Source organism: Nitratireductor sp. B36 (genome assembly GCF_020833685.1).
GTDB lineage: Bacteria > Pseudomonadota > Alphaproteobacteria > Rhizobiales > Rhizobiaceae > Nitratireductor.
On sequence record NZ_JACKZY010000002.1, the window covers coordinates 538,918 to 553,633 of the forward strand.

Annotated in this window: 12 protein-coding genes and 1 pseudogene; 7 read left to right on the forward strand and 6 right to left on the reverse strand. The window is 58.1% G+C overall.

Annotated elements, in window-relative coordinates; all coding sequences use genetic code 11:
- Positions 1 to 35: 35 nt before the first annotated feature.
- The 3 genes from H7H48_RS09250 to H7H48_RS09260 all read right to left on the reverse strand — a co-directional run bounded on the left by H7H48_RS09250 (position 36) and on the right by H7H48_RS09260 (position 1,653).
- Positions 36 to 524: a hypothetical protein gene (locus H7H48_RS09250; RefSeq protein ID WP_229448764.1), complete on the reverse strand. Its 489-nt coding sequence runs from the start codon at positions 522 to 524 to the stop codon at positions 36 to 38.
- A 136-nt stretch (positions 525 to 660) separates the two neighbouring features.
- Complete coding sequence (locus tag H7H48_RS09255; protein WP_229448765.1) at positions 661 to 918, reverse strand: hypothetical protein; 258 nt, start codon at positions 916 to 918, stop codon at positions 661 to 663.
- Between the two features lie 180 nt (positions 919 to 1,098).
- Positions 1,099 to 1,653 carry a methylated-DNA--[protein]-cysteine S-methyltransferase gene (locus H7H48_RS09260; protein WP_229448766.1) on the reverse strand — a complete coding sequence of 185 codons (555 nt, stop codon included), beginning with the start codon at positions 1,651 to 1,653 and terminating at the stop codon, positions 1,099 to 1,101.
- Positions 1,654 to 1,808: 155 nt separating this feature from the next.
- On the opposite strand from H7H48_RS09260, the gene H7H48_RS09265 reads away from it, so the two are divergent.
- The 3 genes from H7H48_RS09265 to H7H48_RS09275 all read left to right on the forward strand — a co-directional run bounded on the left by H7H48_RS09265 (position 1,809) and on the right by H7H48_RS09275 (position 4,421).
- Entirely contained in the window at positions 1,809 to 2,438 is a 630-nt protein-coding gene (locus H7H48_RS09265) for a lytic transglycosylase domain-containing protein (protein WP_229448767.1), read from the forward strand.
- A gap of 166 nt (positions 2,439 to 2,604) precedes the next feature.
- Entirely contained in the window at positions 2,605 to 3,615 is a 1,011-nt protein-coding gene (locus tag H7H48_RS09270; protein WP_229448768.1) for an ATP-binding cassette domain-containing protein, read from the forward strand.
- A complete protein-coding gene (locus H7H48_RS09275) occupies positions 3,612 to 4,421 on the forward strand; it encodes an ABC transporter permease (protein ID WP_229448769.1) in 810 nt (269 codons plus the stop codon). Before H7H48_RS09270 ends, H7H48_RS09275 begins: the two co-directional genes overlap by 4 nt.
- Positions 4,422 to 4,638: 217 nt before the next feature.
- On the opposite strand, the pseudogene H7H48_RS20155 reads toward H7H48_RS09275, so the two are convergent.
- Positions 4,639 to 4,944, reverse strand: a pseudogene (locus H7H48_RS20155) (hypothetical protein); the annotation flags it as partial.
- Between the two features lie 449 nt (positions 4,945 to 5,393).
- Positions 5,394 to 8,891, reverse strand: a complete 3,498-nt coding sequence (gene carB / locus H7H48_RS09280; RefSeq protein WP_229448770.1) for a carbamoyl-phosphate synthase large subunit — start codon at positions 8,889 to 8,891, stop codon at positions 5,394 to 5,396.
- A 403-nt stretch (positions 8,892 to 9,294) separates the two neighbouring features.
- Between carB and H7H48_RS09285 the strand changes: the two genes are divergently transcribed.
- From H7H48_RS09285 to H7H48_RS09295, 3 genes are all read left to right on the forward strand, one after another.
- Positions 9,295 to 10,221 carry a neutral zinc metallopeptidase gene (locus H7H48_RS09285; RefSeq protein ID WP_229449223.1) on the forward strand — a complete coding sequence of 309 codons (927 nt, stop codon included), beginning with the start codon at positions 9,295 to 9,297 and terminating at the stop codon, positions 10,219 to 10,221.
- 61 nt (positions 10,222 to 10,282) lie between these two features.
- The gene (locus tag H7H48_RS09290) at positions 10,283 to 10,798 is read left to right on the forward strand and encodes a DUF2937 family protein (protein WP_229448771.1); all 516 of its coding nucleotides are present in this window, start codon (positions 10,283 to 10,285) and stop codon (positions 10,796 to 10,798) included.
- 163 nt (positions 10,799 to 10,961) lie between these two features.
- A complete protein-coding gene (locus tag H7H48_RS09295) occupies positions 10,962 to 12,473 on the forward strand; it encodes a VWA domain-containing protein (protein WP_229448772.1) in 1,512 nt (503 codons plus the stop codon).
- A 55-nt stretch (positions 12,474 to 12,528) separates the two neighbouring features.
- Here H7H48_RS09295 and carA read toward each other — a convergent pair whose 3' ends face one another.
- Positions 12,529 to 13,728, reverse strand: a complete 1,200-nt coding sequence (gene carA / locus H7H48_RS09300) for a glutamine-hydrolyzing carbamoyl-phosphate synthase small subunit (RefSeq protein ID WP_229448773.1) — start codon at positions 13,726 to 13,728, stop codon at positions 12,529 to 12,531.
- A 392-nt stretch (positions 13,729 to 14,120) separates the two neighbouring features.
- Here carA and H7H48_RS09305 point away from each other — a divergent pair, with 392 nt between their 5' ends.
- Positions 14,121 to 14,570 (forward strand): GatB/YqeY domain-containing protein, encoded by a 450-nt coding sequence (locus H7H48_RS09305; RefSeq protein ID WP_229449224.1) that lies wholly within the window; start codon positions 14,121 to 14,123, stop codon positions 14,568 to 14,570.
- Positions 14,571 to 14,716: the final 146 nt, after the last annotated feature.

The following is a 14,716-nucleotide window of genomic DNA, read 5'->3' on the forward strand; positions in this document are numbered from 1 at the left end:
TCAGGGCCCGATACTGTCAGGCCCTGACCCTATCTTTAGTGTGCGGAATTGCTGTTTGCTGCCGTAACCGGCTCCTGGCTTTCGCCATAGGCGGCAGTCGCGGAGCGGAGATCGGTTCTGTTTTTGGTGTCATTTTGAAGCAGAGCGATATGCGCTGCGGCTTCCGGCTTGGAAATGCGCTGGAGCATTGATGCGAATTGCTCATGCTTTTGCACTTCAAGCGCTGCGCGTCTGGCCCAGGCCTCGATCGAGACGACGTCTGTTGGTTCCTCGGACACCATGGTCATCGACGAAAGCCGGTACTCGTCATTTATCGCTGTCGTCTTATTGGGAGCGCCGGGCGATGAGCCAGTTGCAGGGCCCGACGGGTTCGAGTTGCCGTTCGAGCCTGTCGGCTGATCTTCGTTCGGTTCGGGTTGGGTTGCCTCGTTAGGCGGCGAAGCCGGCTCCTGTGGCTCAGGCCGGTTTGCCGGCGGTCTGACCCTGTCGAACAGAGGCAGTTTGTACAAGTTTCCGATCAGCACGATGCGTCCTCTCCTGATTAAAATTTGTGCAATTGGTTGTAGTTGAGTTTCAATTGCTACCAGAGAGGGATTTTAAATCGGTGTTCGAGACCGGAAAAATTCGAGGTAAATTTTGTGAAAACCGTATCGACTTGTATTAGGCCGCAGCCCTGTCGCTGGTGCCGGGCGCTGCTTGTTTTGAGGGGCTTTCGGACGATTTGCGCTCCTGCATTTTCTTGCGCATCACACGCAAAACTGCATTGAGAAGATCAATATCGATATAGAACTGCTTCGAAAGTTCGGGCGCTATCTGATCCATCTCTACGCCTTGTGCGATAAGGCGCTTGACCTGGGCAATCATCGCTGATGGCTCAGTGAGACGGTTTTTTATGCCGTTGTCGGCAGATGGAAGCATGGAATTCCCGCCGGTTGAAAATCACGGACGCAACGAACTCACGCTGAACAGAAATACCGCCGATAAATCGACCGATTGACGGCGAGATTGTGGCTGTCCCCGTTAATCACCGGCAGCCTACGAATCGACACTATTATGCGCCCGCTACGCTTGAGTGCAAGATATAGGGTTCAACCGGGGCTAGAAGGCAAATGTGCCCTGTGCGTCGATGGCATCGGGTGAGCGCGCGTTTTCCAGTGCAAGCATTTTTTGCTTTGTCGTGATGCCGCCATGGGCGGAAAAGCCGCCTATCTTGCCGCCCGCGGCAAGGACACGATGGCAGGGGATGATCAACGGGATGGGATTTCGGCCCATTGCCGCGCCGGTCTCCCGGGTTGCTTTCGGGAATCCCACGCTCTCGCAGAGAGCACCGTAAGTCGTCGTTTCCCCATAGGAGAGATGTCTCATGGCCGTGTAAAGGGTCCGATGAAACGGGCTGATGCCGGAAAGATCGAGAGGAACCTTCGAGAAGTCCTCCTGATTGCCGTTGAAATAGCTTTGCGCGGCCGCGATCAGATTTGCCATGGCGCCTGCCGCTTGTGTGGCTTTGCAATCAGGAAACCGCCGTTTCAGCAAGCGCTCGACCGCTTTTGCGTCCGGTGCAGGAAGAATGAAACGAGCAAGCCCGGACGCACTCCAGCCTGCACCGCAGAAGCCGAAAGCCGTTTCGAAAACCTGATAACCACTGGATGACATGGGAGCCTGATCACGCTGCTATCCAGCTTGCTTCTAACATGGAAACATTATGGTACGAAGAGTGAACGGTGACTGTCCTGACATGAGATTGCCACGCTTTGGTTTGCACGATAGAAGGCGCACGGGTGGGGATGATCTGATCAAAGGAATGCGCCTTGCCGTTGTTTTCCCGTCTTTTGGCCGCCGGTCTCGTACTTGCCCTGCCTTCTCTGGCCGGTTGCGCAACGACTGGGAGCGATGGTCAAGCCAAAGTCGAGGCAGCTGAAAATCCTGCCGATGCGGCAGTGATTGCCAACAGCCTGGTCGCGGAACAGGACGCCGCGATTTCGGATGAGGATGTCAGCCCGGATGCATTTGCGGGGCAGCGTCCGCCGTCCGCCGCGCTCACGGCACTGGAGGCCGGGGCAGGCGTAAAGCCGGTGGCGCCGCGTAGCGCTGAACTCGATGCGCTGATCGCTCGCTACGCGACCGTCTATGAGGTGCCTGAGCGGCTTGTGCGCCGGGTGGTCAAGCGGGAGAGCAATTTCGATCCCTCGGCACGCAACCGCATCTACTGGGGGCTTATGCAGATCCGGCACGATACGGCACAGACCATGGGATATCGCGGCCCCGCATCTGGTCTTCTCGATGCAGAGACCAATCTCAAATATGCCGTCAAATATCTGCGTGGCGCCTACATCACTGCCGATCGAAACGAAGATCGCGCGGTGCGCTTCTATGCCAGCGGTTATTATTACGACGCCAAGCGCAAAGGCTTGCTCAAGGAAACCGGTCTGCGGAATTGACGCGCTGGCTTCGGCGGGAGCTGTCAGCAGGCTTTGACGCAGGGCGATAAACCCGTTCTGAACGATCTTCTATTGGTGTATGTCTGCACCCTGCGGGATGCTGCTCGGCGGCTCCTGCTTGCAGTCATGGGAATGCGCTTGAACCGGCCGCCTCGGAGGATTGCAGATGAACGACATGAAGCCGGTGGGTGCCAATGAAGCTGCACCTGTCTTGCCATCCCTTGCAATTTCCGTGCGCGGGCTGACCAAGCGTTACGGGACCGTTCCCGCGCTGGACGGTATTGATCTGGATGTTCCGCGAGGCATGATTTTTGGCATTCTCGGGCCAAACGGTGCGGGAAAGACCACGTTGATCCGATTGCTTGCAACGCTTGCGCGTCCCGACGGGGGCACTGCTTCGGTCATGGGGCACGATCTTGTTTCAAGCCCCCAAGCCGTAAGGGGTCTTATTGCGTTGACGGGTCAGTTTGCCTCCCTCGATGAAGATCTGACGGGGCGTGAAAACCTCATCATGCTCGCGCGCCTGTGGGGCTTTTCAGCCAACGCAGCCAAGGAAAGAGCAGATGAGCTGCTTGCGGCTTTCGAGCTTTCGGACGCCTCCAGAAAGCAGGTGAAGTCCTATTCTGGCGGGATGCGCAGACGGCTCGACATTGCAGCGTCGCTGATCGTGACGCCGGGCGTCCTGTTCCTTGACGAGCCAACGACCGGTCTCGACCCCAAAGCCCGGCAGGGCGTCTGGAAGATGATCCGCTCACTGGCTCAATCCGGTGTGACAATTCTTTTGACCACCCAGTATCTCGAAGAAGCGGATCAGTTGGCCGCACGCATTGCAGTGATCGACCGCGGCCGCAAGATCGCTGAGGGAACGAGCCGGGAACTCAAATCGGCCATTGGTTCGGGGTTCCTGCATGTCGCTCTTGGTGATCATGCGCGGTTGGGCGAAGCGGAAGCGATTTTGGAGCAGGCTCTGGGAGCGCCCGTTCAACGCAGTGCCGAAGGCGCACAGCTTTCTGTGGTTGCAGGATCGACCAGAGCCGCAAACGAGGCGCTGGGGCTGTTGATTTCAGCAGGAATAGAGCTCTCCGATTTCTCGATGGGCTCTCCCAGTCTCGATGAGGTGTTTTTCGCTCTCACCGGGCAACCGATGGATGAAGAAGCGGGGGGAGAGACGTCATGAGTTCCGTAGAGACCGGCCCGGCGCTGCTATCCCACGCGGCTCGACCGCCCCGACCGTCAGCACTTGCCAATGCGCTGACCTTTGGTTGGCGGGCGGTGTTGAAATTCAAGCATGTGCCGGAGCAATTGTTTGACCTGATCATGACACCGCTCATGTTCACGCTGCTGTTCACCTTTGTCTTCGGTGGCGCCTTGGCGGGGTCGACGAGCGACTATCTACAGTTCTTCCTCCCCGGCATTCTTGTGCAGACCGTGGTGTTCAACTCGGTTTATTCCGGAATGGGGCTTTCAACGGATCTGTCAAAGGGATTGTTCGACCGTTTCCGCTCGTTGCCGATATGGTCTCTTTCGCCCTTTGCAGGCCTGATGGTCGGAGATGTTCTGCGCCACACGATTGCGGGGTTGATCATCCTGTCCGTCGGGCTGGCCTTGGGCTATCGCCCGGAAGCGGGGATCGTGGGGGTTCTATTCTCATTTTTTCTTCTGATTGTCATTGGCTTCGGTGTCGGCTGGATTTTCATAGTGCTCGGCCTGCTCATCCGTACACCCATGACCGTCATGACGATCGGTTTCACCTTTATTTTTCCGCTTGTATTCGCCTCCAACATCATGGTGCGTCCCGAGACGATGCCGGAATGGCTCGAAGCAATTGTGGTGCGGAACCCGGTGACGCACATGGCGACGGCCCTGAGGGGGCTGATGAGCGGAACGGCCACAGCAGGCGATGTGGTGCTTGCTTTGACGGCGCCGGTGCTTTTGACGATCGCTCTGTCACCTCTCGTTTTGTGGCTTTATCGGCGCAATTAGCGAGTGTGTTCCGGATCGCAGAAAAAGAGCGCGCCCCCGTTGGGAGGGCGCGCTCGGAGTTGAGCAAATGAGCCTCGTTCTCTTCCCGGTATGGGACAAGGTCGAATCCTTTGTCCTGATACTGGAAGAGGAGGCAGTCGATGCCCTCAGCGCAACCGCTGAAGTGCCTCAGGTGCCCCGGTAACTCATAATACGAGCCTTTCGGGTACGCCGTCCGCCGGCCGTCGACCTCAATTAAAAACGTGCCCTGCACAACCACGGTCCGGATGGACTGGCTGTGATAGTGATACGGGTTGTCGTTCCCGGCGGGGTACAGAACGAAGGCCTCATAAGGGGCCTCTCCTGCGAGGTCGCCGCGAACATTGGCATATTTGATGCCACCCGAATCCGGGATCTCGATCCACTCGAGTTCCGACGCGGGGAAGGATACGATCCTTTCCTTGAGCGATGCGGGGCCCGAGCAGGCGACAATCACGGCTGTCACTGCCGCAAGCGGCAGGGCAATTCTCAAAAAGAACTTCATCGCAAAAAATCCCAGGTGCTCGAAACTGCGCACAGGGCCTTAAAATATTTGGCCCCGATATCTTGCTTCAAAGGTGGGAAAAGCGCCGATATTCCAATTTTACCAATGTCCTTCGAATGCTTTCGATGTTCAGTTTCCATATCCGGCGCAGGAATACTGTTTACTCTGTATATGACTAAAACATTTGCTATTATGCGCCGTTGTTTATGCGTTTAATATCGTCGTTTACTAGGGGCATCCAGTCGAACTTTATCTATTCGACAGCGCGTTTTCATCGCCTTCGCTGTGGCGAATGCCTGAGATCAATGTAGGAAATGTTAGACGGCGAGGGACATGCTTTCCCGGTCGGTGGTGTCGGCACACCGAGCGCTTGCACCATGTGGCATGGGGCGTGGGGAGGCTGCAGCCGCCGGGTCGGTGTGGCGGCTGCGCTCGTCTCGTCTGACTGCTTAGAGGAAGTAACTCTGCAGTGGCCGCACCTCGAGGCTGCCGGCCTTCAATGCGACAATGGCTTCGGCGGCAGCTTCCGCACCTGCCATGGTGGTGTAATAGGGCACTTTCTGCATCAGGGTCGCGCGGCGCAGCGACTTGGAGTCCGACATGGCTTTCTGGCCGTCCGTCGAATTGAACACGAGCTGCACCTGGCGGTTGCGGATCGCATCCTCGATATGCGGGCGGCCTTCCAGAACCTTGTTGATCTTCTCGGCCTTGATGCCGTTTTCGCGCAGGAAACGGGCGGTGCCGCCGGTGGCCAACACATGCCAGCCGGCGTCGGCGAGCCGCTTGACGGCGGGCAGGACACGGGCCTTGTCATCGTCGCGCACGGAGACGAAAAGCGTGCCCTCGCGAGGCAGATCGACGCCGGCACCGAGCTGCGCCTTGGCAAAGGCGAGCGCGTAATCGGTGTCGAGACCCATCACCTCGCCCGTGGATTTCATCTCTGGTCCAAGCAGCGTGTCGACGCCGGGGAACCGGGCGAAGGGGAAGACGGCTTCCTTGACCGCGATATGACCGAGGTCGCGCGCGTTCGGCATGGCGCCATAATGGGCGAAGGCGTTTTCCAGTGTTTCACCTGCCATGATGCGGGCGGCGATCTTGGCGATGGGGCGGCCGATGGTCTTGGCCACGAAAGGCACGGTGCGCGAGGCGCGCGGATTGACCTCGAGAACATAAATCTCGCCGTTCTTGACCGCATATTGCACGTTCATCAGCCCGCCGACCTTCAAGGCGCGGGCGAGGGCTGCGGTCTGCTGTTCCAGTTCTGCGACAAGGCCTTCGTCGAGAGAGTGAACGGGCAGCGAACATGCGGAATCGCCTGAATGAATGCCCGCTTCCTCGATATGCTCCATGATACCGGAAACATAGGTCTGGTTGCCATCGGACAGGCAGTCCACATCCACTTCGACGGCCTCTGTGAGATAGGTGTCGAAAAGGAGCGGGTTCTTGGAAAGGAGCGTGTTGATCTGTCCGGTCTTGTCGGCCGGATACTTCTGGCGGATTTCTTCCGGCACGAGGCCCGGCACCGTATCGAGCAGATAGGTCTGCAGCATTGTCTCGTTGTGGATGATCTGCATGGCACGGCCGCCCAGAACGTAGGACGGGCGCACGACCAGCGGAAAACCGAGTTCGGACGCCACCACACGAGCCTGCTCAACGGAGTAGGCGATGCCGTTTTTCGGTTGCTTCAGGCCGAGCTTGACCAGCAGCTTCTGGAAGCGGTCACGGTCTTCGGCAAGGTCGATCATGTCGGGCGCGGTGCCGAGGATCGGAATGCCGGCCTTCTCCAGCGCGTCGGCAAGCTTCAGCGGCGTCTGCCCGCCAAACTGCACGATCACGCCGTGCAGCGTGCCGGCAGCCTGTTCGGCGCGCAGGATTTCCAGCACGTCTTCGGGCGTCAGCGGCTCGAAATAGAGACGGTCGGAGGTATCATAGTCGGTGGACACGGTCTCGGGGTTGCAGTTGACCATGATCGATTCATAGCCGGCATCGGCCAGCGCGAAGGCGGCATGACAGCAACAATAGTCGAACTCGATGCCCTGGCCGATACGGTTGGGGCCACCGCCGAGGATTACCACCTTCTTGCGGTCGGAAACGCGGGCCTCGTCGGCGACTGAGCCGGCGAAAGGCAACTCATATGTCGAGTACATGTAGGCGGTGGGGGCCGCGAACTCCGCCGCACAGGTGTCGATGCGCTTGTAGACGGGATGGACGCCAAGGGAATGGCGAATCTTTTGAATCTCTTCCGTCTCTTTCTTCGTGAGCGACGCGAGGCGCGCATCCGAGAAGCCCATGGACTTCAGAAGGCGCAGGTTTTCAGCATCTTCCGGCAGGCCGTGCTCGCGCACACGCTCTTCCATGGCAAGGATCGCTGCGATCTGCTCCAGGAACCACGGGTCGATGCGGCACATCGCGTGGACGTCTTCGAGGCTCGTGCCGAGGCGGATGGCTTCGGCCACCATGCGCAGGCGATCGGGCGTGGGCGTGCCGAGGGCCGCGCGGATGGCGTTCTTGTTTTCAGACGGATCGCCTTCCGGATCGTATCCGGGGATCTCGATCTCATCGAGGCCGGTGAGGCCGGTTTCCAGGCCACGCAGGGCCTTCTGGAAGGATTCGGCAAAGGTGCGGCCGATGGCCATGACCTCGCCCACCGACTTCATGGCCGTGGAGAGAACCGGTTTGGAGCCTGGAAACTTCTCGAAGGCGAAGCGCGGGATCTTGGTGACAACATAGTCGATGGACGGTTCGAAGGAAGCCGGTGTGGCACCGCCGGTGATGTCGTTTTCCAACTCGTCCAGCGTGTAACCGACGGCAAGTTTCGCTGCGACCTTTGCAATGGGAAAGCCGGTTGCTTTCGAAGCAAGTGCTGAGGAGCGCGACACGCGCGGGTTCATCTCGATGACGACGAGACGGCCATTCTCCGGGTTGACGGCGAACTGAACGTTGGAGCCGCCCGTTTCGACACCGATCTCGCGCAGCACCGCAATCGATGCGTTGCGCATGATCTGATATTCCTTGTCCGTCAGCGTCAGGGCAGGGGCCACGGTGATGGAATCGCCGGTGTGCACACCCATCGGATCGACGTTTTCAATGGAGCAGATGATGATGCAGTTGTCCGCGCGGTCGCGGACCACTTCCATCTCGTATTCCTTCCAGCCGAGAACGGATTCTTCGATCAGGACTTCCGTGGTGGGGGAGGCATCGAGGCCTGAGGAGACGATCTCGAAGAATTCCTCGCGGTTGTAGGCGATGCCGCCGCCCGTGCCGCCCAGCGTGAAGGAGGGGCGGATGATGGCGGGCAGGCCGACAAAGTCGAGCGCCTGCGCGGCCACGCCCATGGCGTGGTTCATGTAGCGCTGCTTGCGGTCGCTCTCGCCGAGGTTCCATTCGTTTTCGAGATCGTCCAGCGCCTTGTCGAGAGCGTCGCCGGAGAGCTTTTCCTTGAGCTCTTTGCGCTTTGCCTCGTGTTTTTGGCGATCGGCGTTCTTGACGTCGGAGGCGTTGGCGAGCATCGAGCGCGGCGTTTCAAGCCCGATCTTGGCCATGGCCTCGCGGAACAGCGAACGGTCTTCGGCCTTGTCGATGGCCTCGGGCTGGGCGCCGATCATCTCGACATTGTAGCGCTCCAGAACGCCCATGCGGCGCAGGCTGAGAGCGGTGTTGAGCGCCGTCTGGCCGCCCATGGTGGGGAGCAGCGCGTCGGGTCGCTCCTTGGCGATGATCTTGGCGACAACTTCCGGCGTGATCGGCTCGATATAGGTCGCGTCGGCAAGCTCCGGATCGGTCATGATCGTGGCCGGGTTGGAGTTCACCAGAATGACGCGATAGCCTTCTTCTCGCAGCGCCTTCACGGCCTGAGTGCCGGAATAATCGAACTCGCAGGCCTGGCCGATAACGATGGGGCCGGCCCCGATGATCAGGATCGACTTGATGTCGGTGCGTTTTGGCATGGAAGATCACTCGCGCGTGTGAGCCGACGCCGCACGGGCGTATGCCGCGCGCAGGCCGGGCAAAAATTGTCGGGCTAGGCGCGCCTTATAGGCAATGGGCGAGACTTACGGAACCCCGAAAATGAGGATTTCAACGCTGCTTTCGCCTGAAACGCTGTTTCGTGGTGGGGGTGTGCATTCATCAGGGCCGAATGTCGTTTCCGTGGGGACGCGACCGGGCCGGTTGGTTGCCTGCGGCATGGAGACGGTTTTCCATGATACTCGGATCTACCCGTTTTCGGCGGAATTGAAATTCCCGGAAACCAACAATTCCTTCCGTCACGCAGGCGGGCAAACAACCTCTGGCCTTGTGGCGTATAAGCCGATAACTAGTATTTATTGGAAGCAATCGGGAATTTTGCGCATGCGCTGGAAGGGTCGTCGCCAAAGCAGCAATGTCGAGGACCGTAGGGGTCGGTCGGGGAACGGGGGGATGTTCCCGGGGGGATTTGGTCGGTCAGGCGGCCGCGTGAGGCTTCCTGTCGGCGGCGGCAGACGCGCCGGGGGCGGGCTGTCCGGTATCCTTGTGCTCGTGGTTCTTTTCTTCGCTTTGCGTGCCTGTGGCATCAACCCGTTGGAGATGCTTTCTGGTCAACCGGGTGGCGGCGGTAGCCAGACCACCACAACGCAGCAGCAGTCTCCGAGCGGCGCCAGCGATCAGATGAAGCAGTTTGTGAGTGTCGTGCTGGCCGAAACGGAAGACACCTGGAATGGCATATTCGAATCGCAGGGGCTCGACTACAAGGAACCATCCATGGTCCTCTTCACCGATTCCGTGCGGTCAGCCTGTGGCTTTGCTTCCGCGGCGACGGGCCCGTTTTATTGCCCCGGCGATCAAAAGGTCTATCTCGACCTCGGCTTTTTTGATCAACTTTCACGCCGTTTTGACGCATCGGGCGATTTTGCGCAGGCCTATGTGGTGGCCCATGAAGTGGGGCATCACGTGCAGAACGTCACTGGCATTCTGCCGCGTTTTAACCAGATGCGCCAACGTATGAGCCAGGCTGAGGCGAATGCGATGTCGATCCGGGTGGAACTGCAAGCGGATTGCTTCGCCGGCATCTGGGCACATTACACGGCCCAGAAAGGACTTCTCGATGACGGCGATATCGAGGAAGCGTTGAACGCTGCCAACCAGATTGGCGACGATACGCTGCAACGCCGCACACAGGGTTATGTGGTGCCGGAAAGCTTTAACCATGGTACGTCCGAACAGAGGCGGACATGGTTTGCGCGGGGGCTTAAGAGCGGACGGCTGGCCGATTGCGACACGTTCAACGAGCCTATCTAGAAACGCGCCAATCCAGACCTGAGCCGGTCGTTCCCTTACCACGCACGAGGTGGATCGGAACATGTTTGGACTAGGAAGAATACTGGGCCTCGCCTTGACGCTGGGCTGCGGCTTGGTCACGTCGCAGGCTCCCGAGTTTTCGCAGCAGTACCGGCAACGGCTCAACGGCGCTCAGGATGAGTTGAGACAAGTCGTCGAAGCTTTTGACGCTGATGCCGCAGATAACAATCTGAACCGCGAAACTGCGATACAGGTATACGAAAAGACCGGTAGTGCTTTCCTTCAGGACCGTGCCGAGTCCGTTCGGGCGGCGATCGGAAGGTTGGGGGATCTGGAGCGGCAATCTCAGGCGTTCGATGAGGCTATGCCAGTGCTCAGGCCCCTGGTTGTGGCGCGTGCACCAGACGGTCCCATCCTTCAGGGGGCTTTAAGAGATTTCGAACCCGCCATACCGGTCACATTGCACGGATTTATCTGGGCAGGCGCCGGGCTGATACTCGGTTTCTGTATCGCTTGGCTCATCGGTTTGCCATTTCGGCGAAGGCAACGTTATTCAACGCGCAATCTTCGCGTGTAGAATTGCAACTACCCGTTTAACGCGTTTTTAAAACCCGCGAAGTAGTTTGCCGCCAACAAATAAAGCTTGGGTGGGCAACATGGTTTCTCGGTTTGGACGCGTTTTGCGCTCTGGTAGGCGGCTGTGTCAGCGTTTCGGTGCTGACAGGTCTGGTAATTTCGCAATGATGACCGGCCTGTCGGCCATGGCATTGATCGGCGCTTCCGGCTTTGCTGTTGATTATTCGAATCTGAGCCGGGTGCGCTCTGAATTGCAGAACGCACTCGACACGGCTGCCTTGGCCGTGGCCCAAAAGGGCAAGAAAATCTCGGATTCTGAAGCGAATTCTATCGCTTACAACTATCTCAAAGGGAATCTGGACAGAAACTTCGATGCGTTGAATGTTGAACGCGATGGTCGTTCTGTACGTGTTACGGCCAAGGTCGATGTGGATCTGATGTTCGGCGGGATACTCGGCAAGGACACCATGCCCGTCGATGCAGTTTCGCAGGCCGACGTCGCCCTGGTGTCTTATGAGATCGCTCTGGTGCTCGATACGACGGGTTCCATGCAGGGCAGCAAACTGCGCGACATGAAAAAAGCCGTCGAAGAAATGATCGACAACATCTCCGCGCAGGTAGACAACAAGGATCGATTGCGCTTTGCGCTTGTTCCCTTCTCGACCTTTGTTAACGTCGGTCCGCAATATGGGCCGGAGTTCGACGAAAAGGGTAAGATGAAGGAGGGAACTGGGGCGCCTTGGCTTGATCTCTACGGGGAAAGTGAGATTCCTCAGCTCGAGCTCCAGACCGGCATTAGCCGCTTCCAAGTCTACAACACTCTGGGTTACGAGTGGAAAGGCTGCGTGGAAACCCGCATGCGCGATGGCAACACGCGGCATGATGTGGCGGCAACGCCTGCAGATCGTCGAGACCCCGCCAGCCTTTTCGTTCCTGCATTTGCGATCGATGAACCGAATACACATTGGTCAGAGCGCTTTTACAATGATTACCTCGACTCGTCGGTCGATCCTCTCGACAACAGTCTTCTGGGCAAAGTAAAGAAGGTCGGAAAATACGGTTTTGATCTTTTGGGGAATGTGCTGGGCGGCAAAAAGCCGAAACCCAAATACGATGCACCGGGGCCGAACTATATGTGCAGTTCGGAGCCACTGACACCACTCACCAACGATTATGCTTTGCTCAAGTCGAAGGTAAAGCAGTTCGAGGCTGAGGGTAACACCAACATCATGGAAGGCGTTTCCTGGGGGGCACGTGTTCTTTCACCGGACGAGCCTTTCCCCGCAGGGAATTCGGAGGATGGCCTGGTTAAGGTCATGGTCGTGCTAACGGATGGTGCAAACACGTTTGGTGTTTTGAATAACCGTCTCCGGTCCCGCTATACGAGCTTTGGCTACATGGTTGAAGGTCGCCTCGATGGAGAGGTCAATGCAAGCTCCAGCAAATCCACAAGGCTGATGAACGACAAGACGATCGAAGCCTGCGATTTTGCAAAGGAAAGCGGTATCGACATCTACACCATCAGGCTTGAGGTCCGCGATACCGGCACGGGCGACATGATGCGTTCCTGCGCCAGTCGGCCAGACCAGTATTTTGACACCCCTTCCAGTCGCCAGCTCAAGGAAGTGTTCGACAAGATCGGTGAGCAGATCGTCAAGCTGCGTCTTTCTTCCTGACCGCTGCTGCGGACGTGCAGAACAAAAAAGGGCGGCACGAGGCCGCCCTTTTTGCTTATTCAGCGAGCGCTGGTTCGCCGCGCCGATCACGAATGAGATTGGCGAAACGACGGAAGAGGTAATGGGAATCCTGCGGGCCGGGTGAAGCCTCCGGATGATGCTGGACCGAGAAGACAGGTTTGCCGACGACTGTCAGGCCGCAATTGCTCCCGTCGAAAAGAGAAACATGTGTTTCCTCGACGCCTTCCGGCAGAGTGTCTCCATCCACCGCGAAACCGTGGTTCATGGAGACAATTTCCACCTTGCCGGTGGTGAAGTCCTTCACTGGATGGTTCGCACCGTGATGACCCTGGTGCATTTTAACGGTTTTCGCACCGAGCGCGAGCGCGAGCATCTGGTGTCCGAGGCAGATACCAAACAGGGGAATTTCGGTTTCCAGCAACTCCCGGATCATCGGTACGGCGTATTCGGCAGTGGCGGCGGGATCGCCGGGCCCGTTTGACAGAAACACCCCGTCGGGCTGCAGGGCCAGAATGTCCGCTGCACTTGTCTTTGCAGGGACCACGGTGACTTTGGCACCGAGGCCGGCAAGAAGGCGCAGAATGTTACGCTTTGCACCATAGTCGACAGCGACAATGTGATGGGTCGTGTCCTCCACAGACCGGTAACCTTCGTCCCAGACCCAAGGGGTCTCCGTCCACGCCTGCGACTGGCCCGAGGAGACCTCTTTTGCCAGATCCAGCCCGACGAGACCGCTCCAGTCACGCGCCTTGGCCTTCAAGGCGTCGATGTCGAAATTTCCCTGGGGATCGTGCGCTATGACGGCATTCGCTGCACCCTTTTCACGCAGGAGCGCCGTCAAAGCACGTGTGTCAACACCGCTGATGGCCACGATGCCGCGGCGCTTCAGCCAACTATCCAGATGGCCGCTCGCACGATAATTTGACGGGTTGGTGATATCAGCGCGGAACACGGCACCGACCGCGCCAGCGCGGGCAGCAGGATGAAGATCTTCAATGTCTTCATCATTGGCCCCGACATTGCCGATATGCGGGAAGGTGAAGGTGACGATCTGGCCGGCATAGGAAGGGTCGGTGAGAACCTCCTGATAACCTGTAAGCGCCGTGTTGAAGCAGAGTTCGCCGATCGCTTCGCCGCCGGCTCCCACGCCCTTTCCCTCGATCACAGTGCCATCAGCCAACACGATCAGGGCTGTTGGCCGGCTCGTGCTCCAGGGGGCGGTTTTGGTCGCCATTGGGGTCTCCATCATTCGTGTGCCTGACCACCATCGCAGGCAGAGGCCTGCGCGGGCTTCAGGTTTTCTTAACATGATCTGCGAGCAGACCGGTTCTCACTTTTTGCCGTCAAACGCAAGGGGGCATCGGCATGGGGGGCTTGAAAGACACTCGCACATGGGCCATATGCCCCAGCGAATTGGGTCCGCGGAAAGGCAAAGGCTGGCGGATTCAGGCCGAAAAGGAAATTGTCCATGCAAGCCGCGGACAATAGGCAAAGGCTGCAAATCGGTCAATCACTCGCAATTAATTATTTATGTCAATGTTTCCAATGGTTTATTGGGGCATTGTCGCTTGCTTCGTGAGTTGGCCGGAGCTATGTTCGTCCTAGCGACGGGAGACAGGTGTTATGATGCGCGAGAAACTCGCCAAGGCGTTGAACGACGCCGTCAAACAGAAAGACAAACGCCGCATTTCAACGCTGCGTCTGGTTCAGACTGCGATCAAGGATCGCGATATTGCCAATCGTGGAGCCGGCAAGGACCCGGTTAGCGATGAGGAAATCTTGCAGATCTTGTCCAAGATGGCCAAGCAGCGGCAGGAATCCGCGAAAGCCTTTGAAGAGGGCAACCGGCTGGAGCTTGCGGAGCAGGAGCGCGAGGAAATCGCTGTCATTTCCGAGTTCCTCCCCAAACAGCTTGGTGAAGATGATCTCAAGCAGGCCTGTGCGCAAGTCGTGCATGAAGTCGGTGCAGACGGGCTTCGGGACATGGGCCGATGCATGAATGTGCTCAAGGAGAAATTTCCAGGGCGCATGGATTTCGGCAAGGCCAGCGGCATTGTCAAAGGCATGCTGCGCTGATCGCGTAGGCGGCTTTTTCTGAGAAAAACTTGCAGGCGGCTCAACCGAGCCGCCTTTTTTGCGTTTGGGAGTTAAGGAGGCTCGGTTCTTGACCTTCCAGTTGCTGGAAGAGTTACCACAGGGTCCGGATTGTTTCAGGAGTTTTC

Coding starts and splice junctions, on each gene's coding strand:
- H7H48_RS09295 (WP_229448772.1), top strand. CDS start 10,962: ATGATGACCGGCCTGTCGGCCATGGCATTGATCGGCGCTTCCGGCTTT.
- H7H48_RS09260 (WP_229448766.1), bottom strand. CDS start 1,653: ATGTCATCCAGTGGTTATCAGGTTTTCGAAACGGCTTTCGGCTTCTGC.
- H7H48_RS09255 (WP_229448765.1), bottom strand. CDS start 918: ATGCTTCCATCTGCCGACAACGGCATAAAAAACCGTCTCACTGAGCCA.
- carB (WP_229448770.1), bottom strand. CDS start 8,891: ATGCCAAAACGCACCGACATCAAGTCGATCCTGATCATCGGGGCCGGC.
- H7H48_RS09270 (WP_229448768.1), top strand. CDS start 2,605: ATGAACGACATGAAGCCGGTGGGTGCCAATGAAGCTGCACCTGTCTTG.
- carA (WP_229448773.1), bottom strand. CDS start 13,728: ATGGCGACCAAAACCGCCCCCTGGAGCACGAGCCGGCCAACAGCCCTG.
- H7H48_RS09305 (WP_229449224.1), top strand. CDS start 14,121: ATGCGCGAGAAACTCGCCAAGGCGTTGAACGACGCCGTCAAACAGAAA.
- H7H48_RS09285 (WP_229449223.1), top strand. CDS start 9,295: ATGCGCTGGAAGGGTCGTCGCCAAAGCAGCAATGTCGAGGACCGTAGG.
- H7H48_RS09290 (WP_229448771.1), top strand. CDS start 10,283: ATGTTTGGACTAGGAAGAATACTGGGCCTCGCCTTGACGCTGGGCTGC.
- H7H48_RS09275 (WP_229448769.1), top strand. CDS start 3,612: ATGAGTTCCGTAGAGACCGGCCCGGCGCTGCTATCCCACGCGGCTCGA.